This is a genomic window from Spirosoma spitsbergense DSM 19989 (assembly GCF_000374085.1).
Classification (GTDB): Bacteria; Bacteroidota; Bacteroidia; order Cytophagales; family Spirosomataceae; genus Spirosoma; species Spirosoma spitsbergense.
Window position 1 is genome coordinate 13662 of record NZ_KB893572.1, and the last position, 22530, is coordinate 36191.

Genomic DNA, 22530 nt, shown 5'->3' on the forward strand with positions numbered 1-22530 from the left:
GGATTAGCCTGGACAGGGAACAACGTTCCAGCCTTGCCAGCTATCAGTGCTTCTGTTCCCTACGCCAGCCGGTACGGGTCTACCATAAATAATTACTTGGCAGCGAACAGATTACGGCGGCTTACAAAGAGGCCATTAGCCCGTCGCCCCAGCCCATGAACGTCACTGCTAAACAATCAAACTGGCAACTCAAACCCTTGGGCAAAAACTACTACTGTGTCACGTATGACCAGATTTCGACAAGTGCTGACGGAAAGAAATACACAGGAAAAGAAGCCCGGTTGCTGGAGAAAATCAAGGGCCAGTGGAAGATGGTATCGGTCATTACGCTACCACTGCCCAAGTCCAACTGATTTATGGCAGGCCAGTTCTGTTAACCAACCAGCCCCATTGTTTCGGCAAAGACTTTGGGCGACAGGATGCGGAACGCGCCGAACGGGTCTAACACAAGCAGGTCTTTGTTGCCCGTAATGAGATAGTCTGCCTGGACGAATTCAGCGAGTTGGAGTACGTGATTATCGTCGGGGTCACGGCAGAGGGTGGGGAGTGGATTGGTTGGCGTAACGAGTCTAAATGCCTGTTGGACGAAGCTGGTGGGTTGCTGAATGGTCGCTTCATCGAAGCGGTAGTTGCGGTTCTTTTTGCGGAAATCGGGACTTTTAAGTTTGGTGCTGAATTCATCCGGCAGCTAACTTGAACTGACTAAATCATCGGTAATCAGCGTATGGCTAAGAACCGCTGAGGAGATACCTGATTTGAAGAATAAAGCAGACAAAAGCACATTGGTCTCCAGAACGATGACCATACACCCGTCAAGAGATGGCGTTCAAAAGGTCATCTTCGCTGTCGAACCCAAATTCACTGGCTTTGCCTTCTAACTGATTTTGATAGTCGGATAGCTCGGCCAAAAACAGGAATTTTTTGAGTGAGGTCGCCAAAACGTCGCTAACAGCCATCTGTTTTTTTTCAGAATAGCGTCGAACCCGTTCCAGCATGTCATCGGCTAATTCAACCGTTACGACTGCCATAGTTCACCGTTTTATTAGTTGAAATCTGAATTTACGCCAAATCATTCACCCAAACAAGCAAACCCCAAATCCACATGAAAACCAACATTCTCGCCCTTGCCCTGCTACTAATGAGCGCGGCCTGTTTCGCCCAAGTCACCGCTAACGCCGATGTCGAAACCGCCCTGAGCCAGTTTCTGACGGAGTACAACCAATCGCCCTACGATTTCTTCAAAAAGCGCAGTACCGATGATTTCCGGTACATAGACCGGCAAGGAGCATTTGTGCTAAAACCCGCTCTGCTGAAAAGCAGCGAAGGACGACCCAGTATAGAAAGTTCAGCGTCCGACCTGAAAATAATCCGGTTGGGCGATTTAGCGGTGGTGAGTGGTATCCATTCGTTTGGCAAAGAGGGTACGGCTAAGACGGCTTTTACCTATACGCTGAAAAAAGAGGGGAAAGGGGCGGCTGCTGTGTGGAAGTTTGCTGCGTCGCAACACACGCCCATCCTTGGAAATTCTGCGCCCACCAACCTGCTTGCCGAGTTTCTTGCGATGATGAAAGCCCGCAACGCCGACCCCGAAGGCTGGCTCCGCACCCACACCACACCCGACCTGGCGTTCATCGGTGGTCATGATGGTTCGCTGCAAAATAAAGACTGGATGCTGGGTCTGTTCAAGACTCAGAAAAGCCAAACCGCTGATCTAACTGACGTAAAGGTTCAGCAGGTGGGCGATTTGGCTATATCCACCGGAATCAGCACCATCAAAGCGGTTGGACTCGATGGATCCAGTCACCTGTACAAAGATGCGTTCACGTATACCCACCGCTGGATAAATGGCCAGTGGATGATCACCAACGTGCACCATACCAAAATAGACTATAACTGACCCTTTAACTCAAAACGATGATTTCCCTAACGGTTCTTTACCCAAACCCCGCCGATAGGCAGTTCGACATGGATTACTATCTCAACATACATACACCTCTGGTGAAGGAGCGTCTCACGCCCCTTGGCCTGACTAGTGTTGACCTGCGTATAGGCAAGGCCGGTAGTACTCCAGATAGTCCACCCGACTACATCATGATCGGTCAGTTGAATTTTAGCAGCGTGGATGAACTGCAAAACGCCCTCGCCACGCACGGCCCTGAATTGATTGGGGATATTGCCAACTTCACGGACGTGCAACCCACCATGCAAATCAGCCAGTTTGTATAAATCAATCTAAATCCCTAAAATACTTATGTCAACTATCCTCATCACCGGTTGCAGCACCGGTATCGGCTTTGCCATCGCCGAACTGATGGCCCGCGCTGGTCATACCGTTTACGCCACCATGCGAAATACCCAGCGTTCTCCTGCCCTGGCTCAACTCGCCGAACGCGATAACCTGCCCATTACCATTCTGCCGATGGATGTCGATTCTGACGAGTCGGTAAAAGCCGCCATGGCCGAGGTATTGACCCAGGCCGGGCAGATCGATGTGTTGGTGAATAATGCCGGTATTGGGCCGCTTGGACCGGTGGAAGAAGCACATATGGCTGACTTTCAGGCTATTATGCAAACTAATTATTTTGGCGTTTTACGCTGCATGCGGGCTGTTTTGCCCGGTATGCGGACACGGGGCGCGGGCTGCATCATTACCATTTCGTCGGTAGCAGGTCGATTATATAGCCCCTATCACTCGGCCTATTGTGCTTCCAAAGCGGCTGTCGAAGCCTTAAGTGAGTGTCTGGCGGGTGAGGTAGGGCCGTTGGGTGTTCGGGTGGCGGTGGTGCAACCGGGCGTTATCGACACGCCAATTATCGACAAAAACGAGCCAATGTCTGTCGATACAAAGTACCCCAATGAGATTCGGTTACGGGCGTATTTGGGTGCATCACGGGATAACCATGTCCCTGCTTCGATGGTAGCCGACACAGTATTGGCCATTGCCACCGGAGAACAGACATCCTTCCGAAATCCGGTGGGTTTAGATGCCGGGCCGTTATTGGGCTGGCGGGCATCTCTATCCGACGAAGACTGGATTGCCTCGGCCGGTATGGACGAAGAAACGTGGATTGGCGGTATGGCGCAGTTGGGTGCCGATGTGCGCCCTTATTTGAAGGTGGTGGTTTGATTACAAAAGAGAACGCACTGTAAAGACTAATTTGTTTATTATCAGGTGATTTGTTTGCTGTTTGTTGGCTTTTTACGACTAAACAGCAGAAAGTAAAGAGCTATCAACACGATCTACACACATGAACCGAATCCTAAATATTTTCGCCCTACTCGCGAGCGGCCTGGCAGTCGGCTGGATGATGGGCATGTCAGTTTCGCCCGTCATCCAGACTGCCCTGAATTCACTTCTGGTAGTGCTGGTTGGGGTTTTAGGGTTGTTAGCGGGTACCCAATCCTTGTTTACTGCTGACGACGATATATCGCACCGACGATGGCTTTCGTATCTGAATGAGGTCAATCTGTTGCCAGTTGGTGTGTTTCTGTTCTTTCTGGCATTCGGTTCAGCGGTGGGTGTTTTCACCCGAACCAATGCGATCCTGGGGCCATCACCAAAGTGGCTGGCCAGCCACTGGAACTTAGATTCTGCCCAACAAAGCCGTCTAAACCAGCATTTGGTGGCCGCTACATTTGGGTTGCCTGATAATGTTGGTATTGTTACAGCCTCTGTTCCTGCCTGGCAGCAAGGCATTTTATTTTCTACCAGTGTACGGGAATTCTGTTTGCGTACGCAGACACTGCATGATGCCGAACTACAGGATGAACTGAAGCGACACATTGGCTTGCTGCGGGATGCGAAACCTATCAGAGCGGTTGATGAACAATTGGCGGCTTGGGAAAATGAACTTAAAGACACACCTGTTGAAGACCAGCTTCAGCACATCCGAACAGCCTTATGTACAGTTACTACTGGTTCTCGATAACTCGCCAAATCGGGCGGCAACTACTGCTGCTGGTGATCCTTATTACCCCGTCCTGCACTTGGGCACAACTAACACTCGACCAGCAGGAAGCTAACGCCTTGCCATATGTATATAAACTAAAAATACTAAGCGGCAAAAAACAGGTAGGCACCATGACCGCCTTCAAGATAGCTGGTTACGATGGTTTACTAACGGCTCTGCATGGACTGACGGTCCCTTCAGTTACGCTGGATAACCTGAATTTTGTGGCTGTTCGCTTTAGTAAAAAGGGAGATGGACGTATAACGGAAGTAGTTAAAGATAACCTCCTTCAACTACAAGGTATCAACGTTCCAGCCGACCTTGCCTTTATCGGTTATAAGCCAGGTACCCAAAAATCGCTCAAACTTTGGACGAAATCAGAAGGCCTGATACCAGCGAACGCGAACTACAAAGTAAAGGGAGGAGAACTGGTACGGGTAGTTGGCTATCCGGGCATTGATGAACTGATAGGGCGCGACCGTAACACAGAAGCTCCTGTGCTTTTTGAATTGGGAAGCCTCATAACGCCAGAATCATACAGAAAGCTAGGAGAACGCCAGAGCCCGGGTTTGAAGCAAACGGTTATAAATCTTGGTCCGACCGCTATTTTTTCGGGTGATTCGGGTGGACCGGTTTTCAATCGAATGGGCGAAGTAGTTGGAGTGGCCAATGGAGGGGATTATAACCAGCGAGATCGGCTCCGCTCATGGGCAATTCTGCCTTTGCCCCAAAATATCCCAGCAAATGGTCTCTCAAATGACCAAAAGGAAGATTTTAAACGGTTATCAGGGCCTGGAATGCAAATTCTAATGAGCGACACAAACATACCTGAACACGAGTATAGCGACAACGAAACCCCGCGTCTAACCATTGGTGGCACACTAAGCCGCCCGCTCTGGTTCAGCAATGAAGGCATTCGGTTGGGTGCTTACAACCAACTCAACGCTGCTTTCGATGCTTATGTTGAGACCCGGCTAAAAGAGAAGTGGTTGGGTGGCCTTTACGTATCGAGCCGCTATTTGCAGTATCAGGTTACCCAAAAATCCGCTCATAATCTGCCGCCACCCAATGGCGAACGTCAACAGCATCAGGGACCGACAATCGACCTGTACGGATTGCAAATAAGCCATATCTGGCATCGGGGTACCGTTCACAACGCCTACATAGGAGCCGGGGGATTGTACGTTCCAGACCGATTTTTCAACGACTATAAAGACGCACGGTTACTTAATAATGCCCGCATTTTTACGGGCTACCGGCTTTACCTCGGCCCAAAGCGTAACCTCGGCCTTGAATTACGAGCTGCCTGGATTCACCAGAACATTAAACAAGACTTGATCATTCGGCGGCTGGGTATTGGCGATGTCATCCCAGATCAACTTATTCCTCTAAACCAATGGTACTTATGCGGTGGTCTAACGTACTCCTTCTATCGGCATCAATAGCCAAAACTGGTCTTCTGATGGCTTTGGCTGGGTTACTGAGTCAATGCAAGGTCGTTCCTGACGATGTTATACCGCCTACTCTAACTCTTTCCAAAGGGACTAAAATGGGCGACCCTATTGTGCAAACAGCTCCTACACCTGTTACTCTGATTACGGTTGGGAATAAGTCTGATAATTTACTGGCATCACGTTATCTTACCCAGAATCGACCAGCCAACGTAAACACCTACGTTGAGTTCAGGTTGGCAGTTGATACTATTCCTGCTCAAAAACTGCTAGGCTATGAATTTAGCTGGAAACCGACGGATAGTAAAACCGTGATGGTGGCCATTTTTCAGAACGTAGTTCAGGTTGACACGAAAACGAACGAAATAGCTAATGTACAGGATTTGGTCTGGCTCTGGACTAATCCCGATGGCACTACCGACCCAGGTAAGGCCCGATATAGCGATGGGAGGGGGGTTACTAACTGGGATAAAGTCACCGGTGAATATAGTTTTGGCCCACCCGTAGCGCTTACAGCAGGCAAACAGCCAAATTATATTTGGTGTGTGCTGGCGTGGGATAAACAGGGTTACGCCATTCGGTATGCCAGTCGAGAGCTACCTCTATTTATTCAGTAGGGGCCAGGAGCCTGCTCTTCCCTCAAAAACCTACTCCCATCTCGTTTCTTAGCTCCTTCAACACCCAGGTAAAAGGCGTATAAAGTCTGATAGAGTCAGTGCTATGTAATGCTGTCCGGTGCTGTCAGAGTTAAACTGATCAAGTCGTCGTTACCTGTTGATGTAATCATTAATGCTGTTGGCGTTATTCTACCGGCAATTTCCAACCCGATAATCAGTTACTGAAATCCACAGGAAAACACTTTCCGTGCGGGCCTTAACTTCAATTGGCTAATGCCTAATCTTCTCACAGCAGCAAGCCTGCCAGCGTAGCGGACATGTAACTGGCTAATGTGCCGCATATGAGTGCTTTGAAACCTAGTTTGGCCAGATCGCTTCGGCGTTGGGGGGCCAGCTCGCCAATGCCGCCTACCTGAATAGCAATGGAACTGAAATTGGCAAAACCGCAAAGGGCAAAACTGACAATGGCAATTGTTTTCTGGTCGAGGGTCGATTTGATTTTTACCAGATCCAGGTACGCCACAAACTCATTCACCACCATCTTGGTCCCCATCAGCGACCCGGCTGCCTGTATATCTTTACCCGGCACGCCCATCGCCCAGGCAAAGACCGAGAAGACCTTACCCAGCATGAAATTCAGACTCAGGTAATCAATTTGCAGGATGTAAAAGCCAAAACGAAAGAGCAGGCTATCGAGCAGGGCAATCAGGGCGATAAAGCCAATGAGCATGGCAATCACGTTGAAACCTACTTTCAGGCCTTCGCTGGCACCGGCGGCAATGGCATCGAGCAGGTTGGCATGGGTTTTCTTGATGTCTACTTTTACCGTTCCCTTCGTTTCAGAAACCTGCGTTTCGGGCATCACGATCTTGCTGATAACCAGAGCACCAGGCGCGGCCATGATACTGGCCGCCAGCAGATACGGAGCCGGTACACCCAGCGAAATATAGACGGCCAGCACGCCACCGGCAATGCAGGCAAACGAGCCGGTCATACTGGCCAATAACTCCGAGTTAGTCATCCCGTTCAGGTACGGCTTAATCATAATCTGGGCTTCTACCTGACCTACAAATGTACTGGCTACGTTGGAGAGTGCTTCGGCACCACTCACGCCCATCAGCCATTTCATGGCTTTGGCCATCACCGCTACTACCCGCTGCATGATGCCCAGGTGGTAGAAGATGTTGACCAGCACGGCAACGAAAATAATGGTTGGGATGACCTTGAAGAAGAAAATGAAATCGTTGCCGGGGCCAAACGCCCGCTGTAACACATCGGTTCTGACCAGCGAAGAAAATACGAACTCGGCGCCTACATTGGCTTTCTGCAGTAGTCTGTCTACGTAATAGCCCAGTGCCTGAAACAGGTTTTGCCCTACATCCGTTTTGAGCACGAACACCGCCAAACTAAACTGTAGTCCCAGCCCTACGCCAACGGTGCGGTAATTGATCGCTTTGCGATTATCAGACAGGGCGTAGGCGATGCCCAGAATTAAAACAATGCCAATCAGGCCCGTAAAACGATCCATTCAATAAAGACAAAAATGTAGTGAACGGACGAAGATAGGAAGAAAAAAGGCAGAAAGGATAAGGGAGTAGAGGGGGCAAAGGAGAATCAGAGCCATACAGGGGGATTTCTTACAGCCTTTGCGGCCTTTTATTCTCTATTTCAACCAACGGCGGATAAACAATAACCAGCCGCCGAATCGCTCCGGCGGCTGAAATAGGTATTGAAACTGGCAGTTTGAGTTTGGCTAACTAACAGGCAGTCAGTTTTCAACCGAATGGAACAGAACGGTCGATGGGACAGGTTGCTCCATGATCCCATCCGCCTGCCACGTCCAGTCGAGAGTAGGTTTGCCATTGCCCGTGTGGTGGTAGTAAATCCGAAACGGGTGGTAACCTGCTTTTAGATTAACCGTAGCCGAAATGGGAAGTTTCAACTTCGGCTGATCCGGATAGCTGCGGTCCAGAATCAGGGCTTCGTGCAACCGAAACAGGTAGCTTCCGTTCCCATTCATCGTGAACTGGTAATTGCCGTCCTTAGGGACCTTAATGTAGCCCTGCTGGTATATCATCCCTTCTTTTAGCCCTGTTTTGTTCAGCTCCGTATCCGGCCGGGTGCCTGATTGCGTGGAGGGGCGGTTACTCAGATCGGTCACCCAGGGAAATGTTCCTTCGTGGGTCATCCAGGCCACACCGGGTGCCAGCTTTGGGGGATTTACAGCCGCCATGGGCTCCAGATCATACGGGCGGGGGGCTTCCGGGTCGGGTCGGCGTACCTGCGTGACTTTTTCCTTAAATTCCTTTTGCATGGCCTGATAAGCAGCTTCCTTCCCCAGATTCTTCGTCTCCTGTGGGTCTGTTACAACGTTATAAATCTCGAAGTTGTCGCCCGCTGACTTGATGTCGTACCGAACACCTACATAATCTCCCAACCGGATTTTCTGCATCTGATTCCGTTTTCTGGCGCGGTGATTGGGTGAAAACTCGTCAAATTTGGGCGTGGCACCATTGTTTTCGTATTCAATATACACTACGCCCTGTTTCTGCTGACCTTTTCCGGTGAGCGCAGGAAGCAGCGATACACCGTCGGTGCGGGCGGGGGCTGGTATCTGGGCGGCATCGGCAAAGGTGGCCAGCCAGTCGTAGAGGGCACTAGGCTGGGTAATTACCTTATTAGTGGGTACAGTACCGGGCCACTGCACCAGGGTGGGCATCCTGACTCCGCCTTCCCACACGTCGCGCTTGATGCCGTCGAAGGGACCAAAACTATTGAAAAAGATGGGCTCGTAGTCATCTTTCAGGTAGGACTCAATGGATGGGCCATTGTCGGAGGTAAAAACAACCAGTGTGTTCTGGTCAATTTTCAGGTCTTTCAGGAGTTGCATAATGTCGCCAACGCCATCGTCGATCCGTCGGCAGAGGGTGGCATACCGCTTATATACATCGGGCCAGGCTACTTCGGGTGTTGCCGGATTTCTGTCGTGGTCCCAGGTAGCTTTGGCATAGTCAGGATGAACGTATGAATCAGGAGTTCCCGATGCCGTATTGATCATGTTGCCGGGCGTGCCCAGCCACTGCAAACCGCCATTAAGGCCTCCGCCTTTGGGGTAGGCCTGGGTTGGCAGTTCCAGCACGGCGTGGGGCACATCGTAGGCCAGATACATAAAAAAAGGTCTGTCCTTGCCGGCCTGCTGTTTGATAACCTGCTTGGCTTTGGCTGTCCAGAGGTCGGTCGTAAAGCTTTTGGCGAGGCCTGCCGATACATTGGTTTTACCTTCCCATACTTCTTTTTTGCCCCGATAAATTCCTTCTACGGGGTAATGTTCGTGGCCGTCAGCATGGCGGATGTAGGCGTAGGAATAATTGAAGCCCCGGTTCAGGGGGTGCGCGGGCCAGTTGGGTGCTTCGGCATTGGCACCCTGTAGCCCCCATTTGCCCACCAGACTCGTGCTGTAACCGGCCTGTCTGAGTACCGAAGGCATGGTGTAGGTATCCTGTAACTCCTTGTCGAACTGATTATTGCGAATGTTGGCATGCCCCTGACTCACACCCAGCATGAGCGAAGCCCGTGATGGCGCACAAACCGGTGCCGCACAATAGTGGTTGGTGAGCATGGCACCGTTCCGGGCCATAGCGTCCAGCGACGGGGTGAACTGCCAGGGTTCGCTGCGATTGTTGGCCTGCATTCGCTGATTCTGCCAGAAAACTCCCAGGTCTCCCCAGCCCATGTCATCGACGAGAATAAAAATGATGTTGGGCTGGGCCACACCGGGCTGGGCCTGGGCGAAAGCCGGGGTGGCACCGAGCAGGCCCGTCAGGCCAAGTAGAATGAAAAAGTTCTTCAGCTTGAATGGAGTCATATCTGTCAAAAATTTATGGTAACCCCCGCCGGTACACGCTGGACGCTGCGTTGGGTCGGTCAATTATTTGCCGTATCCCGGATTCTGGGTCAGGTTCGGGTTTAGCTGCGTAACAATGGTGGGAATGGGCCACAGGTAATCCCGGTCTTTATTAAAAGTACGGGAGCCTATTTTCTTGCCGTCAAAATTAAAAATATCGGTGTTCATAACTACCTCGGCGGTGCGCCAGCGTCGGATATCGTGGTAGTATAGCCCCTCACCCGCCAGTTCGATCCGGCGTTCGTGGCGAATTTCGACGCGCATCTGGTCTTTGGTCAGGCCGGGCGTTACCGCTGCCACACCCGCCCGGCTCCGAATCAGGTTGAGGGCACTGTACACGGAGGCATCAGGGCCAATGGCTTCGTTCTGGGCTTCGGCATACATCAGCAGTACGTCGGCGTACCGAAAGACCATGTAATTGATCTGCGACTGGCTACTGGCCAGGGTTGTACCGGCTTCGTTGTCTTTATAAACGGTATACTTTTTCTGACCAATACCCGTAAACCCGAACGTATTGGCCAGTACGGTTTTTGCACGGAACGTGGTTCCCGGCAAAATCAGCGTCTGATTCAGGCGGGGGTCGCGGTTATCGTAGGGCTTTTTGGGGTCGTACAGGGGCGATTTACTGGCGGGCAGACCGTCTTTCATGTAGTAATCGTTCAGCAAATCGGGTAAGGGAGCTGTCGAATTGAAGTCGGTCAGGTTAATATCGAAGCTGGTGGTAAACTCTGGAAACTTAAACTCCACATCAAAAATCACTTCCTGATTTCCTTCCTTATCGAGTTGAAATAATTCCCGATAGTCGGGATAGAGGCTATACGTTTTAGCGTCGATAATGGCTTTGGCTGCCGTGGCGGCTTCGGCCCACTTGCCCGCGTAGAGTAATACCTGTGCTTTGAGGGCATAAGCAGCTCCTTTTGAGGCTCTGCCTTTGTTATCTGCTGTTATGGGCAGGTCGGCAATGGCTTCGTCGCAGTCCTTAGTAATCTGAGCCCTTACCTCGTCGGCAGTATTGCGGGGTAGCTGCCCCTGCTTACTTAAATTTGGTGCTTCCAGAATGAGCGGCACGCCCCCGTAATGAACCAGCAGGTGCTGATAGAACAACGCCCGCAGAAACTTAGCCTCCGCAATGAATCGCTTTTTGGTTGCGTCATCCATTGAAATACTACCCACATTGTCGAGCAGGTTATTGGCCCGGCCAATGCCCGTATAGCAGGCTCCCCATTTGCTGTTGATAATGGGATCGTTGGCCGCATCATGAATACCCTGCGCAATGAAACCCGCCCCGCCCGTATTGTTATAGGTGTAGTGGTTGGGCGTAGCCGCTTCCATAGATAGGGGGTCGGCGTAGAGGTTACCATTGGTCAGGGCGTTATAGGTACCAAACAGGGCGGCTTCGGCCTGGTCGCGGGTTTTCCAGTAGGTCGTCTGGGTGTATCGGTCGGTGGGGTTAACGTCCAGGAAATCGGAGCAACTACTAAAGGCCAGGGCCAGACCAACCGGAATAATATATTTTTTCATGAGTCGAAGGGACGTTAGAACGTGACGTTTAAACCGGCCGTAGCCACTTTGGCAATCGGATACTGAATAATGCCTTCACTGGTAGCACTGCGCTCGGGATCGCCAATGTTGAATTTAGTGAAGGTCAAAAAGTTCTGGGCATTGGCAAACAGCCGCAGTTTACTGATACCAAGCCGACTGGTGAGGGCCGCCGGGAACAGGTAGCCAATCTGAATATTTTTGAGCCGCAGGTAGGAGGCATCGCGCAGCCAGAAATCCGAAATCTGAAAGTTTTGCGGGTAGCCGTTCGCGGTGGTCAGGCGGGGGTATTTGGCGTTCGGGTTTTCGGGTGTCCACGAATCCGTCAGCCAGTCTTTGGTCACACCCGCGCCGTTGCGGTACGGAAAGCCCAGGTTCAGGTTAATGAAGTTATCAACGCCCTGTACGCCCTGGAAGAAAGCCGTAAAATCGAAGTTCTTATACGTGGCACCCAACGTAAAATTGTAGGTCTGTTTCGGAATCACGTTGCCAATAACCTGCCGGTCGTTGTTATCGATTTTGCCATCGCCATTGAGGTCTTTGTACTTGATGTCGCCGGGTAGGGTTACAGCATTCTGGAAGGGCGCGGCTTTGATTTCGTCGGCGGTTTGAAAGTAACCATTGGCCACGCGGCCATAGTAGGAGTCGATGGGAGACCCTTCGAAAATGACCCGGTTACCGTTGAAAATCTGCTGCCCGTCGGTATTGAGTACCTCGTTTTTCACCACCGTCAGGTTGCCACCGAAATTATAGCCTACCTGCCCGATTTTGTCGCGCCAGTTGAGGGTAAACTCTACGCCTTTGTTTTGCACCTTACCCACGTTGCGGACGGGTCCGGTCAGGTTGCCTACCTGCTGGGGAATGTTCACCTGCCGCAGAATACCGTCCGTAATCTTGTTGAAATAGTCAATCTCGCCGGTCAGCCGGTTGTTGAGCACCCCCACTTCGAGGCCAACATCGGTGATGGTGGTGCTTTCCCAGGTCAGGTTCTGCTCGGCAATCTGGGTGACGGCTGTACCGCCTACCACACTGTTGTTGAAGTTATAGTTGATGCCGGAATTGACTGCTGATACGAACCCGAACAACTGCTGCGGCTGGCTGCCCAGCTTACCCCAGGAGGCCCGTAGTTTGAGGTTCGACAATGCCCTTACGTCTTTCAGGAAAGGTTCTTCGTTGATACGCCACCCACCCGATACCGACGGGAAGAAACCCCAGCGTTTGTCGGCGGCAAAGCGGGATGAACCGTCGTACCGGAAGTTGACCTCAAACAGATAGCGGCTGTCGAACACGTAGTTGGCCCGCCCAAAATACGACTGTAACCGCGACTGTGTGGTGTTGCCACTAACGGCCGGGTTCGAACTGCCCGCGTTGAGTTCGTAAATATCATTACCAATATACCCCTGATTACCGGCCTGGAAACTGCCGTTGTTGAACATCTCCAGACTGAAGCCGAGCAGGGCACTCAGTTCGTGTCTGGTGGCAAACGTACGGTTCAGCGTCAGGGTGTGGAAGTTGGTAAACCGCAAATCTTCGCCCGCGCCCTGGGTCACGCTGCGCGGGGGGATGTTTCCCATTGGCGCAATGGCCCCCGTTTTGGGCTGGACCAGGTTAATCTGTGGATTGTTGAATCGTTCGGTGCTGTATAGCAGGTTAGGGGCTGCGGTAACTTTATAGGTTAGGCCGGGGGCCAGTTTCACTTCGGCAAAGAGGTTGAAAATGGTCTGGAAGGTGCTGTTTTTGTGAAACCCTTCGTACGAGAGCGCGTAGGGGTTGCGGTAGAAATTGTGGCCCGGTACCCGTATCCACTGGTCGGCATAGGAGCCGTCGGCCAGCAGGGGTACCTGCATGGGCAGTCCCCGGTAGAGCAGCCCCATAATGCCTCCTTCGCCGTTGCCGTCATTGGAGGTGTAGGCACTCTCCCGGTAATTCCAGTAGGTAGCCACAATACTGCCCCCCACGCGAAGCCATTTGTTGATGTCGGAGGTGATGTTGCTATTGACGGAATAGCGTTTTCCCCAAGTATTCTGCAAAATGCCCTCCTGGTTCAGATAGCCCAGCGACAGGGAAAACTGCGTCTTGTCGTTACCACCCGAAAACCGCAGGTTGTGTTCCTGCTGGGGAGCCTTGCGCAGCATGATATCGAACCAGTTGCTGTTGGCATAAATATAGGGGTCGGTGCCCGCTTTATACTCGTCAATCAGAGCCTGGTTATATTCGATGGGGCTTCCCTGATTAATCAATGCGCGGTTTTTGCCCTCCATGTAGTCCACAGCATTAGTTACCACATCGGGTACGACGGTAGCCTGCTGAAAGCCCACGTAGTTGTTATAATCGACCTGGAGTTTGCCTTTCGAGCCATTTCGGGTTTTTACCAGCACCACACCGTTGGCCGCCCGGTTACCATAAATAGCCGCCGAAGCCGCATCTTTCAGTACGGTGATACTCTCAATATCGGCAGGGTTCACGCTCGTGAGGGGAAACTCGATACCATCTACCAGCACCAGTGGGTCGTTGCCGGTACCAAATGAACCTACGCCCCGGATTCGGATGGTGGCTGCATCGGCACCGGGCCGCCCACCGGTCATATTTACGTACACGCCGGTTAATCCCTGCAACGCCTGCGTAGAATTAGTGATGGGCCGGTTGGCCAGGAATTTCTGGTCCAGTGATGCAACGGAGCCGGTCAGGTTTACCTTCTTCTGGGTACCATAGCCAATGACAACCACCTCGTCGAGTGACTTGTTGTCGGCTACCAGCGACACATCGATCTGGCTGCGGCCACCCACGGATACATCCTGCGAGACATAGCCCACAAATGAAAAGGTGAGGATTGCGTTTCCATCCGGTAACGTCAGCCGGAAATTTCCGTCGGCGTCGGAGGTTGTGCCTTTCGGGGTCCCTTTCAGGATAACACTGACCCCCGGTAATCCTGCTCCGCTTTCATCGCGCACGGTCCCGCTAACGGTCTGGTCCAGATTGCTCACCGAAGCCTGCGCTTTCTCTGTTCGGGATGTGTTTGTTTCGGACTGGGGAGCCGGTTTGAGGGGGCTGAGGATAATCTGCCGCCCTACCACTTCATAGCGAAGCCGAAGGGGCCTGACTATTTTTTCCAGCACCTCGCCCAGGGATTCATCGGTAGCGATGAGCGTAAGCTTTTGCTCAGACGGAATTTCCCGCGGACGAAACGCAAACCGGATGGCGGCCTGATTCTCAATCTCTTTCAGTACAATGCGTAAGTGCTGATTCTCGAAGCGTAAATTCACGCGCTTATCCAGTAATTCCTGGGTAGGCGCATCGTGGGCTAACGAGATACCCGTAAACGTCACGGCCAGAAGTACCTGCATACATGAACGTTTCATGAGATGAAAAAGGGTTGGGATGGGTACTGATTTTTTCATTGGTTTTAGGGTTTTTAGGACAAATCAGACAATAATACTCCCTGAATCTCAACCGGGGTAGTTGTGTTTTATAGCCTTTGGGGATGTATGCTACAGTGGTGTTGCGATTAGGTAATTAGTTCTTGAAAATCTTATTGTGAGGGGTGAATTGGCTTGTTTCTGGAACCTGAGCAGCCTTTACTGTAAATGACAATTTGCGCGTCAATGAGCTTATACTCCGCATCGAGTACCCTACAGATTACATCGAGTTTCTGAAAAAGGCTCTCACGGTCGAGACTCATGGTGATGGTACAATCCTGCATCACCTCCTCATCAAAAATGACAGTTATACCATACGTTTTTTCAAGTGCCCTGAAGACACTGGCGGCTGATGCGTCGTCAAAAACAAACCGCTCTGCTTCCTTCTCTGACAGCAGCACGTCAGGGTTTTCTATCAATGATTTATCCAGTTTGGCTTCATCGCGGTGAAAAACAGCCTGCTGATTCGGAGTTAATACTAACCCTTTCGATTCGGGGTCCTGAGCCTGACCCGACTGGTTTGGATAGACAGATACCCGCCCCGACTTTACATCAACCGTAACGGTAGGAGCACCCGTTGGGGCATTGATGCGAAAACTGGTTCCCAATACTTTGGTTACCAATCCATTGGCATAAACAACAAACGGCTTGTTTGGATTTTTGGTAACCTCAAAAAAAGCGTCGCCCGTTAAATAAACCTCCCGTTTAGTGCCTGAGAATTGACTTTTATAGCGGAGGTGCCCCCCTTTCTGTAGGGTAACCCGACTTCCATCTACTAATTGAATATGCATTACCTGACTGGCTTCATTTAGGGTTTCAACCCAATCGTTGGCAGGTTGAATAAACGGTTGTAACGAGAGCTCCGTTTGCTTAAAGGCAGTTTGTCCAACCCAGCTTACCCCTAAGAAAAGCAAAAGCGAGGCCGCTATTTTCCAGACTATTGACCGTGTTAGCCAGCGTTCTGCCGGGATTATCCGGTAGGTGTCGAGGGAGTCCTCGATTCGATTCCAAAGGGCATCCACGCGGACTGTTTCGGTGGGGCGTTTCTCAATTTGCTCCAGTCCCGCTACTAATTGCCGGGCTTCCTCAACCTGGTAGTATCGCTCCGGATAATCGCTGAGGAAGGATTTCCAAAATGCATTGGTTTCTGGTGTTGGCGAGCAAACCCATTCCTTGAAGTAGTCATCGGCTGCCAGGTCTTCCGCGTTGAGTTGACAATAATTCATGGTTGTATCAGTGTAAGTACTGCTCCATACTAATCCAGGCCAGATATAGCGAGAAAATCCGAATGGCTTCGCGCAACGTTTTCAGCGCCGAGTAAATAAACCGGCAGGCCGACTGGTAATTGACACCCATAATCCGGGCAATTTCTTCGTTGCTGAAATGTTGGTAAAAGCGCAGGTTCAGGGCTTCCTGCTGACGGGGTGTCAGCCGTTCGTAGCTCTTCCGCAGCTGCTCGTATACGTGCCTGAGTTCCTCATCTTCAATCAGTTTATTTTCAATGCCAATGTCATCCACGTCGAAGGTTAACGCATCGACATCCGAAGCCTGGAAAAACGGGTCGCGGCTGCGGGTTCTGGTTATTTTGTTGCGTAGCGAGCGGACGAGGTAAAACTTTATCGAATCAGTGTCGCTCAGGTTAGCTCTGCTTTGCCAGAGTTCGATGAATAAATCGTGGATAGAATCTTCAATCAGGGCTACATCATTAGTAACCTTCCGGCCATAGTTGAGCAGGTCATGCGCATACAACCGGTAAATAGTCTGAAAGGCCCGCTCGTCGCCCTGACGAAAGGTATACCATAGCTCATTTGACGAATCGGGAGTTGACACAAGTACCGCTGGCTTTAGCTTGACTATTTCTACGATTGACTAACGTCAAGATTTAGTTGACTAAATTGAAGACGTTATACAGTGTAATGCCATCAATTGAGAATTTTAATCCTATTTTTTGAAAAAATATTTTTATTTGCCCGAAAAGCAATGACTGTAGCATCATAGCCCCCCTAAACCCTGCCGCAATTTCGAGCGCTTATCGAGGGTCATCATCAGCCTGTTTTTGTGTAGGGTTGCAATAACCCGTTCAGCAGTCTTGACAGGCTCCCTCAGGTTCACCACCTGGCACACCTGTAAAGTTGATTGGTAAGGGCATTGAGCCGTCCAACATGCTGCAATTCTTCACCAAGGATGGTATCAAATGAACGTGCGAACTTTTTATGTTTTTACTAAATATTCGAATTGTTCTAAAAAAGTAATTTATTGAATAGCGCAAAATAGAGTAGACTAACGGTTAGTGTTCTGACCTGCCAGTTGTATTCTTCCTCTCACTAACTATCGATCCGAAAATTATTAAATGCATACTAAAATATTACCCGGTTTACCATTACTATTGTATGGTTGGATGCAATCTACAACGGCTTCATTCTTTGAAAAATGAAGTCAATTTTATGAAAATCAATACTATATGAAAAATTCATTACCAGGCTTTACCCGCAACGGGTATCGACAATGGGCGTTGATTAGTTTGCTGTTCCTGACGGTTCAGTGTAGTTACGCCCAGTCAATGATTACGGGTACGGTGACCGATGCCGCTAATGGCGACGCACTGGCCGGGACCACTATTCAGGTGAAGGGGACGAACGTGGGCGCCACCACCGATTCCCAGGGAAAATACCAAATCAATCTGCCCGCAGCGGGAAAGATACTTGTCTTTTCCTTTATTGGTTATCAACCGCTCGACATTGTGGTGGGTAACCGAAGCGTCGTGAATGCACAACTGACGGGTACTGATAATGCGCTGAGCGAGGTAGTCGTGGTTGGTTATGGCGTGCAGAATCGACGGGATATCACAACGGCCATTGGTTCGGTAAAAGCGAAAGATCTGGCCGGGCAACCGGTTGCCAGTTTCGATCAGGCCCTGGCGGCCAAAATAGCCGGCGTACAGGTGTCGCAAACATCGGGTGCGCCGGGGGCGGCCTTATCCGTTCGGGTACGGGGAACGGGGTCAATCAGTGCCGGGAATGACCCGCTCTATGTTGTTGACGGCATTCCCCTCTCGCGCGACACCAAGTTTGCTACGGGCAGTACCAACACCCAGTTTCCCGACAACCCGATTAACGTATTGAGTACCATCAATACGGACGATATCGAAAGCATCGAGGTACTGAAAGACGCATCGGCGGCCGCGATTTATGGCTCTCGGGGGTCTAACGGGGTGGTTTTATTAACGACCAAACGGGGTAAGGAAGGTAAGACTGTTATCAATTACGACTCCTACGTCGGTGTTCAGCAGGTATCGAAAAAGATCGATTTGCTCGATGCCTACCAATACGCCCAGCTAAGCAACGAAGCCAAGAACAACGCTTACCTCGACCGTAATCCAACGGGTAAACCTACCGATTCCAATGCCATTCGGAGCGCGGGTATCGGCGCACCGAGCACGCTCATCCAACCCGAAATCGTGCCGTATCTCTCCGGTCAGGCCGGACTGCCCAGTACCGATTGGCAGGATGCCATTTTCCGCTCGGCCACTATCCAGAACCACACCCTGTCTATTTCGGGTGGTAAGGATAACGTAAAGTTCTACGTGTCGGGCAACTACATGAATCAGCGGGGCGTGGTCATCAGTTCTGGTTTCAAGCGGTATAGTACCCGGGCCAATGTGGAAGTTAAAAGCGGTAAACTAACCGCTGGTATCAACCTCAATCCAACGTATTCGTACCACGATCTGGTAAAAGCTGAAGGACCGTATCTGGGCGAGGGCGTCGTGGGACTGGCGCTGCAGAGTGCTCCGGTTTTTTCGGTCTATAATGCCGATGGTACGTATAACTTTGGCAATAACGGCTGGGGCTACGGCGCCACCTCAATTCTGAACCCCGTTGCCATTGCCAATCAGGTGAGCGATAAGCTGAGTCAGTTGCGGGTGCTGGGTAATGTATACGCGCAGTACGCCATTACGAAGGATTTATCGTATCGGCTCAGTCTTGGTACCGACGTAAACTCGTTCCAGCGGGATTATTACCGGCCCTCTACACTCGAAATTCGGGATCGCAAAGGACCATCGACCCCAACGGGTTTTTCGCGGGCGCAGAACTTTGTGAACTGGCTCGTTGAAAATACGGTGAACTACAACCATTCATTCGGGCTGCACACGGTTTCGGCACTGGCAGGTTTCTCGTCGCAGAAGGACCGCCGGGTGTCTAACGAACTGACGGCTACCAACTTTCCTAACGATCTGGTTTATACGCTCAACGCGGGTCAGGTATCGTCGGGTAGTTCCGATGTTCAGGAGTGGTCGCTGCTGTCCTACATTGGTCGGGTACAATACGACTATAACGGCAAATACCTGCTGTCGGCTGCGGTTCGGGCCGATGGTTCGTCGCGTTTCGGTCGTAACAATCGTTTCGGTTACTTCCCCTCCGTATCGGCGGGCTGGAACCTGTCGCAGGAGGCTTTTCTGAAATCGGTTTCGTGGCTGAGCGATCTGAAACTACGCGCCAGCTACGGACTGACGGGTAATTTTCAGATTCCCAACTACGGATCGATCAGTCTGCTCAATTACCAGAACTACATTCTGGGGAACGAAACCATCGTGAGCGGCCTAGCGCCGGGCAACTCGGCCAACGACAAGCTGCGGTGGGAAAAAACAGCCATGTTCGACATCGGATTTGATGCCAGTTTTCTGCGTAATAAACTGAACCTGACTGTCGATTACTACAACTCCAACACGTCGGACCTGTTGTTGAACGTGCCGGTACCCCGCGCGTCGGGCTTCAGCACCGAATTGCAGAACATTGGCAAAGTAAACAATCAGGGCATTGAACTGACTCTGGGTACGCGCCAGACGTTCGGCCGGTTCCGCTGGGAAGCCAGTGCCAACATTGCCGCTAACCGCAACAAGGTCATTGCCCTCGGGCCTTCCGGCGACCCAATCATTGTGGCCGGTGGTGTGGCCGGAGCGCAGTTCATCACCCAGATTGGCCACCCCATTGGCGAGTACTACACCATGATCAATGATGGTGTGTTTAAGAATCAGGCCGAGATCGATGCTTATCCACACACGACAACCACCCGCCCCGGTGATTTCAAATTCCGGGATGTGAACGGTGATGGCAAGATCGACTTTAGCAGTGACCGGACCGTTACGGGCAGCTATCTCCCGAAATACACCTTTGGGTTTACCAATAACTTCGCCTATCGGGGCTTCGACCTGAGTTTCGCGCTTCAGGGCGTGCAGGGGCACAAGATACTGAACCTGCTGCGCCGGTACGTGTATAACATGGAAGGCAATGGTAACCTGTTTGCGGGAGCACTGGACCGCTGGCAATCGGTCGACAATCCGGGTAACGGACTGGTGAACCGCGCCAACCGACTGGCATCGGGTTCGAACGGTGAAATTTCGACCTGGCACATCGAAGATGGTTCGTACGTTCGCGTTCGTAACATCACGGTGGGTTACGCCCTGCCAACGGCACTGTTGCAGAAAATAAACGTGAGTCGCGCCCGCCTGTATGTGACCGCCCAAAACCCCTTCACGTTCACCAAATACCTCGGTTTCAACCCGGAAGTCAACAGCCGTCCCGACAGCGCCCTGTCATCGGGAGAAGATTATGGTACCTATCCATTACCACGTACCACATCGGTCGGTTTAAACCTATCTTTCTAATTAGCCATGAAGCAACTAACGATACTTTTTGCGGCCATTATGGGCCTGACTGCCTGCCAGAAGGATTTTCTGGACCTTAAACCGCTGTCGCAGCCGAACGTCGACAACTTTTACAAAACGGCCAACGACTTCGGTAATGCCGTCAATGGCGCGTATGATGCCCTGCAAAGCTCCAACCAGTACGGGGGCGATTACAACACCATCGTTGAAGCCCGGGGGGACAATATTCTGGATAACGACCCCTCGTCGGGTTCGGGGTTGCGCTACAACATCGACCGGTTTATCGAGCCGACCACCAACTCCGTGCTGCGCGATACGTGGGGCAGTCTGTACACGGGCATCAACCGCTGCAACCTGATTCTCGACAAGATTGACGCCGTGAACATGGACGCCACGCTGAAAGCCCGCTACAAAGGCGAAGCGCAGTTTATCCGGGCATTATCCTACTTCAACCTGGTGCGCCTGTGGGGAAAAGTGCCCCTTGTGCTGACTGCCGGTACAACCACAGAAGCGCGTTCCTACACCCGCAATGAGGTTGCGGACATCTACGCAGCCATAGAAAAGGACCTGACGGCCGCAGCGGCCGGTTTACCTGCTACCTACACCGGGGCCGACGTTGGCCGGGCTACGTCCGGTGCGGCCAAGGGAATGCTGGGTAAGGTGTACGTGACGGAGAAAAAGTACGACCTGGCGGCAGCTGTGCTGAAAGATGTGGTTAATGGCACCACCTACCAGTTGCTGCCCAACGTGGGCGATGTGTTCCTGGTCACGAACAAGAACAACGCCGAACTGCTGTTCTCGGTGAAGTTCAAGAAGGGCGGCTTACTGGGCGAAGGACACGGCTCCTGGTTCGGTACGAGCATCGGTGACCCCGTAGAGCCATCCCTGCGGGCTGCTTATTCGGCGGGTGACAAACGCCTTCCGCTCTCGGTCATGATTCCGGTTCCTACCAGCATCAACGCCGTTCCACGCAAGTTTTATGATGAACTGTCGGCAACGAGCGACGTGGGTAATGACTTCCCGGTGCTGCGCTTCGCGGATGTGCTGCTGCTGTATGCCGAAGCCCTGAACGGTGTTGGCTATCAGGCAACGGGCGACGCATTCACTGCCCTGAATCGGGTACGGACCCGGGCGGGGGTTGCGAATTATACCGCGGCTCAACTCCCCACGAAAGAAGCGTTCCAGACAGCTGTTATCAGGGAGCGCCGGCTGGAACTGGCCCTGGAAAGCGACCGCTGGTTCGACCTGATCCGCACCGGCACTGCAGTTGATGCTATCAAGGTAACGGGGATTACCATGCCTGCTTACCGGGTATACTACCCCATTCCGCAGTCGGAAATCGACGTCTATAATAACAAGACTATTTTTCCGCAGAACGACGGGTATTGATGGCCTGGTCTGGATTTGCTGAGCCTTTTCTTTCCAAATGACAAACGGGAACCAGTAGTGTTCCCGTTTGTCATTTATGTTGTTTTAAACTCGCTCTGTATGTGGTAGAATCGGCAGGAAAGAGGGCGTTATAACCAGTTTTCTCGCTTCACTCCACTTGAAATACGTAAATAGAACGCCCAGAAACCATGAGAAAAGCAGGGAGCCTCTACAGATGATCCATGCTCTTTCAGGCGTTGATTAATGGGGTTTGCTACTGCCCGGCAGTTCCGAATGAAGCATATAGAAGGTCTTCGGGATAGGTTGCTTTCATTAGTTAGCAGGCGTCAAATGGCTATCTCTCCAGCCCGGCATTTACGGCATACTATCCTTGTTTCCGCTCCTCAACTGCCTCATCAAATTGATTGTCAGGGGCGCTAAAGAGTGCCCTTTGAAGAACTAAAGTTGGTCCGGTAGCCTGTTAACGCGTTGAGTAAATATACGTTAAACCCTGAAAAAGACCGAATATTCGATAAATGAGCTTTTTCAAGTTAAAAATTAATTATTTCAAGTAATTTGGGGATAATTAGAATGTGAAGCTAACTACCTTTAAGACAAATACG

The 22530-nt window shown here is 51.4% G+C and carries 17 protein-coding genes; 9 read left to right on the forward strand and 8 right to left on the reverse strand.

Going from position 1 to position 22530, the window contains the following annotated elements; genetic code table 11:
- Positions 1-155: 155 nt before the first annotated feature.
- Positions 156-353: a hypothetical protein gene (locus B157_RS0124290; protein WP_020605914.1), complete on the forward strand. Its 198-nt coding sequence runs from the start codon at positions 156-158 to the stop codon at positions 351-353.
- A gap of 20 nt (positions 354-373) precedes the next feature.
- Here the strand turns inward: B157_RS0124290 and B157_RS37680 are convergent, their stop codons facing one another.
- Both B157_RS37680 and B157_RS0124300 read right to left on the reverse strand, forming a co-directional pair.
- Complete coding sequence (locus B157_RS37680) at positions 374-688, reverse strand: putative toxin-antitoxin system toxin component, PIN family (protein ID WP_084761871.1); 315 nt, start codon at positions 686-688, stop codon at positions 374-376.
- Positions 689-812: 124 nt separating this feature from the next.
- Entirely contained in the window at positions 813-1028 is a 216-nt protein-coding gene (locus tag B157_RS0124300; RefSeq protein WP_020605916.1) for a hypothetical protein, read from the reverse strand.
- Between the two features lie 74 nt (positions 1029-1102).
- Here B157_RS0124300 and B157_RS0124305 point away from each other — a divergent pair, with 74 nt between their 5' ends.
- The 6 genes from B157_RS0124305 (at position 1103) to B157_RS0124330 (ending at position 6018) form a co-directional block, all read left to right on the forward strand.
- Positions 1103-1897, forward strand: a complete 795-nt coding sequence (locus tag B157_RS0124305; RefSeq protein WP_020605917.1) for a nuclear transport factor 2 family protein — start codon at positions 1103-1105, stop codon at positions 1895-1897.
- 17 nt (positions 1898-1914) lie between these two features.
- On the forward strand, positions 1915-2226 hold the full coding sequence (locus B157_RS0124310) for an EthD family reductase (RefSeq protein WP_020605918.1): 312 nt from the start codon (positions 1915-1917) through the stop codon (positions 2224-2226).
- Positions 2227-2251: 25 nt separating this feature from the next.
- Complete coding sequence (locus tag B157_RS0124315; RefSeq protein ID WP_020605919.1) at positions 2252-3127, forward strand: SDR family oxidoreductase; 876 nt, start codon at positions 2252-2254, stop codon at positions 3125-3127.
- Positions 3128-3248: 121 nt separating this feature from the next.
- Positions 3249-3929, forward strand: a complete 681-nt coding sequence (locus B157_RS0124320) for a hypothetical protein (protein WP_020605920.1) — start codon at positions 3249-3251, stop codon at positions 3927-3929.
- A complete protein-coding gene (locus tag B157_RS0124325) occupies positions 3902-5395 on the forward strand; it encodes a S1 family peptidase (RefSeq protein ID WP_020605921.1) in 1494 nt (497 codons plus the stop codon). The genes B157_RS0124320 and B157_RS0124325 overlap by 28 nt, the downstream gene beginning before the upstream one ends.
- Complete coding sequence (locus tag B157_RS0124330) at positions 5356-6018, forward strand: hypothetical protein (RefSeq protein WP_157618572.1); 663 nt, start codon at positions 5356-5358, stop codon at positions 6016-6018. Before B157_RS0124325 ends, B157_RS0124330 begins: the two co-directional genes overlap by 40 nt.
- Positions 6019-6304: 286 nt before the next feature.
- Here the strand turns inward: B157_RS0124330 and B157_RS0124335 are convergent, their stop codons facing one another.
- From B157_RS0124335 to B157_RS0124360, 6 genes are all read right to left on the reverse strand, one after another.
- A complete protein-coding gene (locus B157_RS0124335) occupies positions 6305-7546 on the reverse strand; it encodes a NupC/NupG family nucleoside CNT transporter (RefSeq protein WP_020605923.1) in 1242 nt (413 codons plus the stop codon).
- Between the two features lie 240 nt (positions 7547-7786).
- On the reverse strand, positions 7787-9883 hold the full coding sequence (locus B157_RS0124340) for a sulfatase-like hydrolase/transferase (protein WP_157618573.1): 2097 nt from the start codon (positions 9881-9883) through the stop codon (positions 7787-7789).
- 63 nt (positions 9884-9946) lie between these two features.
- Positions 9947-11443: a RagB/SusD family nutrient uptake outer membrane protein gene (locus B157_RS0124345; RefSeq protein WP_020605925.1), complete on the reverse strand. Its 1497-nt coding sequence runs from the start codon at positions 11441-11443 to the stop codon at positions 9947-9949.
- A 14-nt stretch (positions 11444-11457) separates the two neighbouring features.
- Positions 11458-14820: a SusC/RagA family TonB-linked outer membrane protein gene (locus tag B157_RS0124350; RefSeq protein ID WP_026308947.1), complete on the reverse strand. Its 3363-nt coding sequence runs from the start codon at positions 14818-14820 to the stop codon at positions 11458-11460.
- A 170-nt stretch (positions 14821-14990) separates the two neighbouring features.
- On the reverse strand, positions 14991-16103 hold the full coding sequence (locus tag B157_RS0124355; RefSeq protein ID WP_020605927.1) for a FecR family protein: 1113 nt from the start codon (positions 16101-16103) through the stop codon (positions 14991-14993).
- Between the two features lie 7 nt (positions 16104-16110).
- Positions 16111-16707 (reverse strand): RNA polymerase sigma factor, encoded by a 597-nt coding sequence (locus tag B157_RS0124360; RefSeq protein WP_020605928.1) that lies wholly within the window; start codon positions 16705-16707, stop codon positions 16111-16113.
- A gap of 631 nt (positions 16708-17338) precedes the next feature.
- Here B157_RS0124360 and B157_RS0124365 point away from each other — a divergent pair.
- Both B157_RS0124365 and B157_RS0124370 read left to right on the forward strand, forming a co-directional pair.
- A complete protein-coding gene (locus B157_RS0124365) occupies positions 17339-20539 on the forward strand; it encodes a SusC/RagA family TonB-linked outer membrane protein (RefSeq protein WP_020605929.1) in 3201 nt (1066 codons plus the stop codon).
- 6 nt (positions 20540-20545) lie between these two features.
- On the forward strand, positions 20546-21928 hold the full coding sequence (locus B157_RS0124370) for a RagB/SusD family nutrient uptake outer membrane protein (protein WP_020605930.1): 1383 nt from the start codon (positions 20546-20548) through the stop codon (positions 21926-21928).
- Positions 21929-22530: the final 602 nt, after the last annotated feature.

Coding starts and splice junctions, on each gene's coding strand:
- B157_RS0124340 (WP_157618573.1), bottom strand. CDS start 9,883: ATGACTCCATTCAAGCTGAAGAACTTTTTCATTCTACTTGGCCTGACG.
- B157_RS0124370 (WP_020605930.1), top strand. CDS start 20,546: ATGAAGCAACTAACGATACTTTTTGCGGCCATTATGGGCCTGACTGCC.
- B157_RS0124335 (WP_020605923.1), bottom strand. CDS start 7,546: ATGGATCGTTTTACGGGCCTGATTGGCATTGTTTTAATTCTGGGCATC.
- B157_RS0124365 (WP_020605929.1), top strand. CDS start 17,339: ATGAAAAATTCATTACCAGGCTTTACCCGCAACGGGTATCGACAATGG.
- B157_RS0124310 (WP_020605918.1), top strand. CDS start 1,915: ATGATTTCCCTAACGGTTCTTTACCCAAACCCCGCCGATAGGCAGTTC.
- B157_RS0124315 (WP_020605919.1), top strand. CDS start 2,252: ATGTCAACTATCCTCATCACCGGTTGCAGCACCGGTATCGGCTTTGCC.
- B157_RS0124355 (WP_020605927.1), bottom strand. CDS start 16,103: ATGAATTATTGTCAACTCAACGCGGAAGACCTGGCAGCCGATGACTAC.
- B157_RS0124320 (WP_020605920.1), top strand. CDS start 3,249: ATGAACCGAATCCTAAATATTTTCGCCCTACTCGCGAGCGGCCTGGCA.
- B157_RS0124350 (WP_026308947.1), bottom strand. CDS start 14,820: ATGAAACGTTCATGTATGCAGGTACTTCTGGCCGTGACGTTTACGGGT.
- B157_RS0124345 (WP_020605925.1), bottom strand. CDS start 11,443: ATGAAAAAATATATTATTCCGGTTGGTCTGGCCCTGGCCTTTAGTAGT.
- B157_RS0124305 (WP_020605917.1), top strand. CDS start 1,103: ATGAAAACCAACATTCTCGCCCTTGCCCTGCTACTAATGAGCGCGGCC.
- B157_RS0124290 (WP_020605914.1), top strand. CDS start 156: ATGAACGTCACTGCTAAACAATCAAACTGGCAACTCAAACCCTTGGGC.
- B157_RS0124325 (WP_020605921.1), top strand. CDS start 3,902: ATGTACAGTTACTACTGGTTCTCGATAACTCGCCAAATCGGGCGGCAA.
- B157_RS0124300 (WP_020605916.1), bottom strand. CDS start 1,028: ATGGCAGTCGTAACGGTTGAATTAGCCGATGACATGCTGGAACGGGTT.
- B157_RS0124330 (WP_157618572.1), top strand. CDS start 5,356: ATGCGGTGGTCTAACGTACTCCTTCTATCGGCATCAATAGCCAAAACT.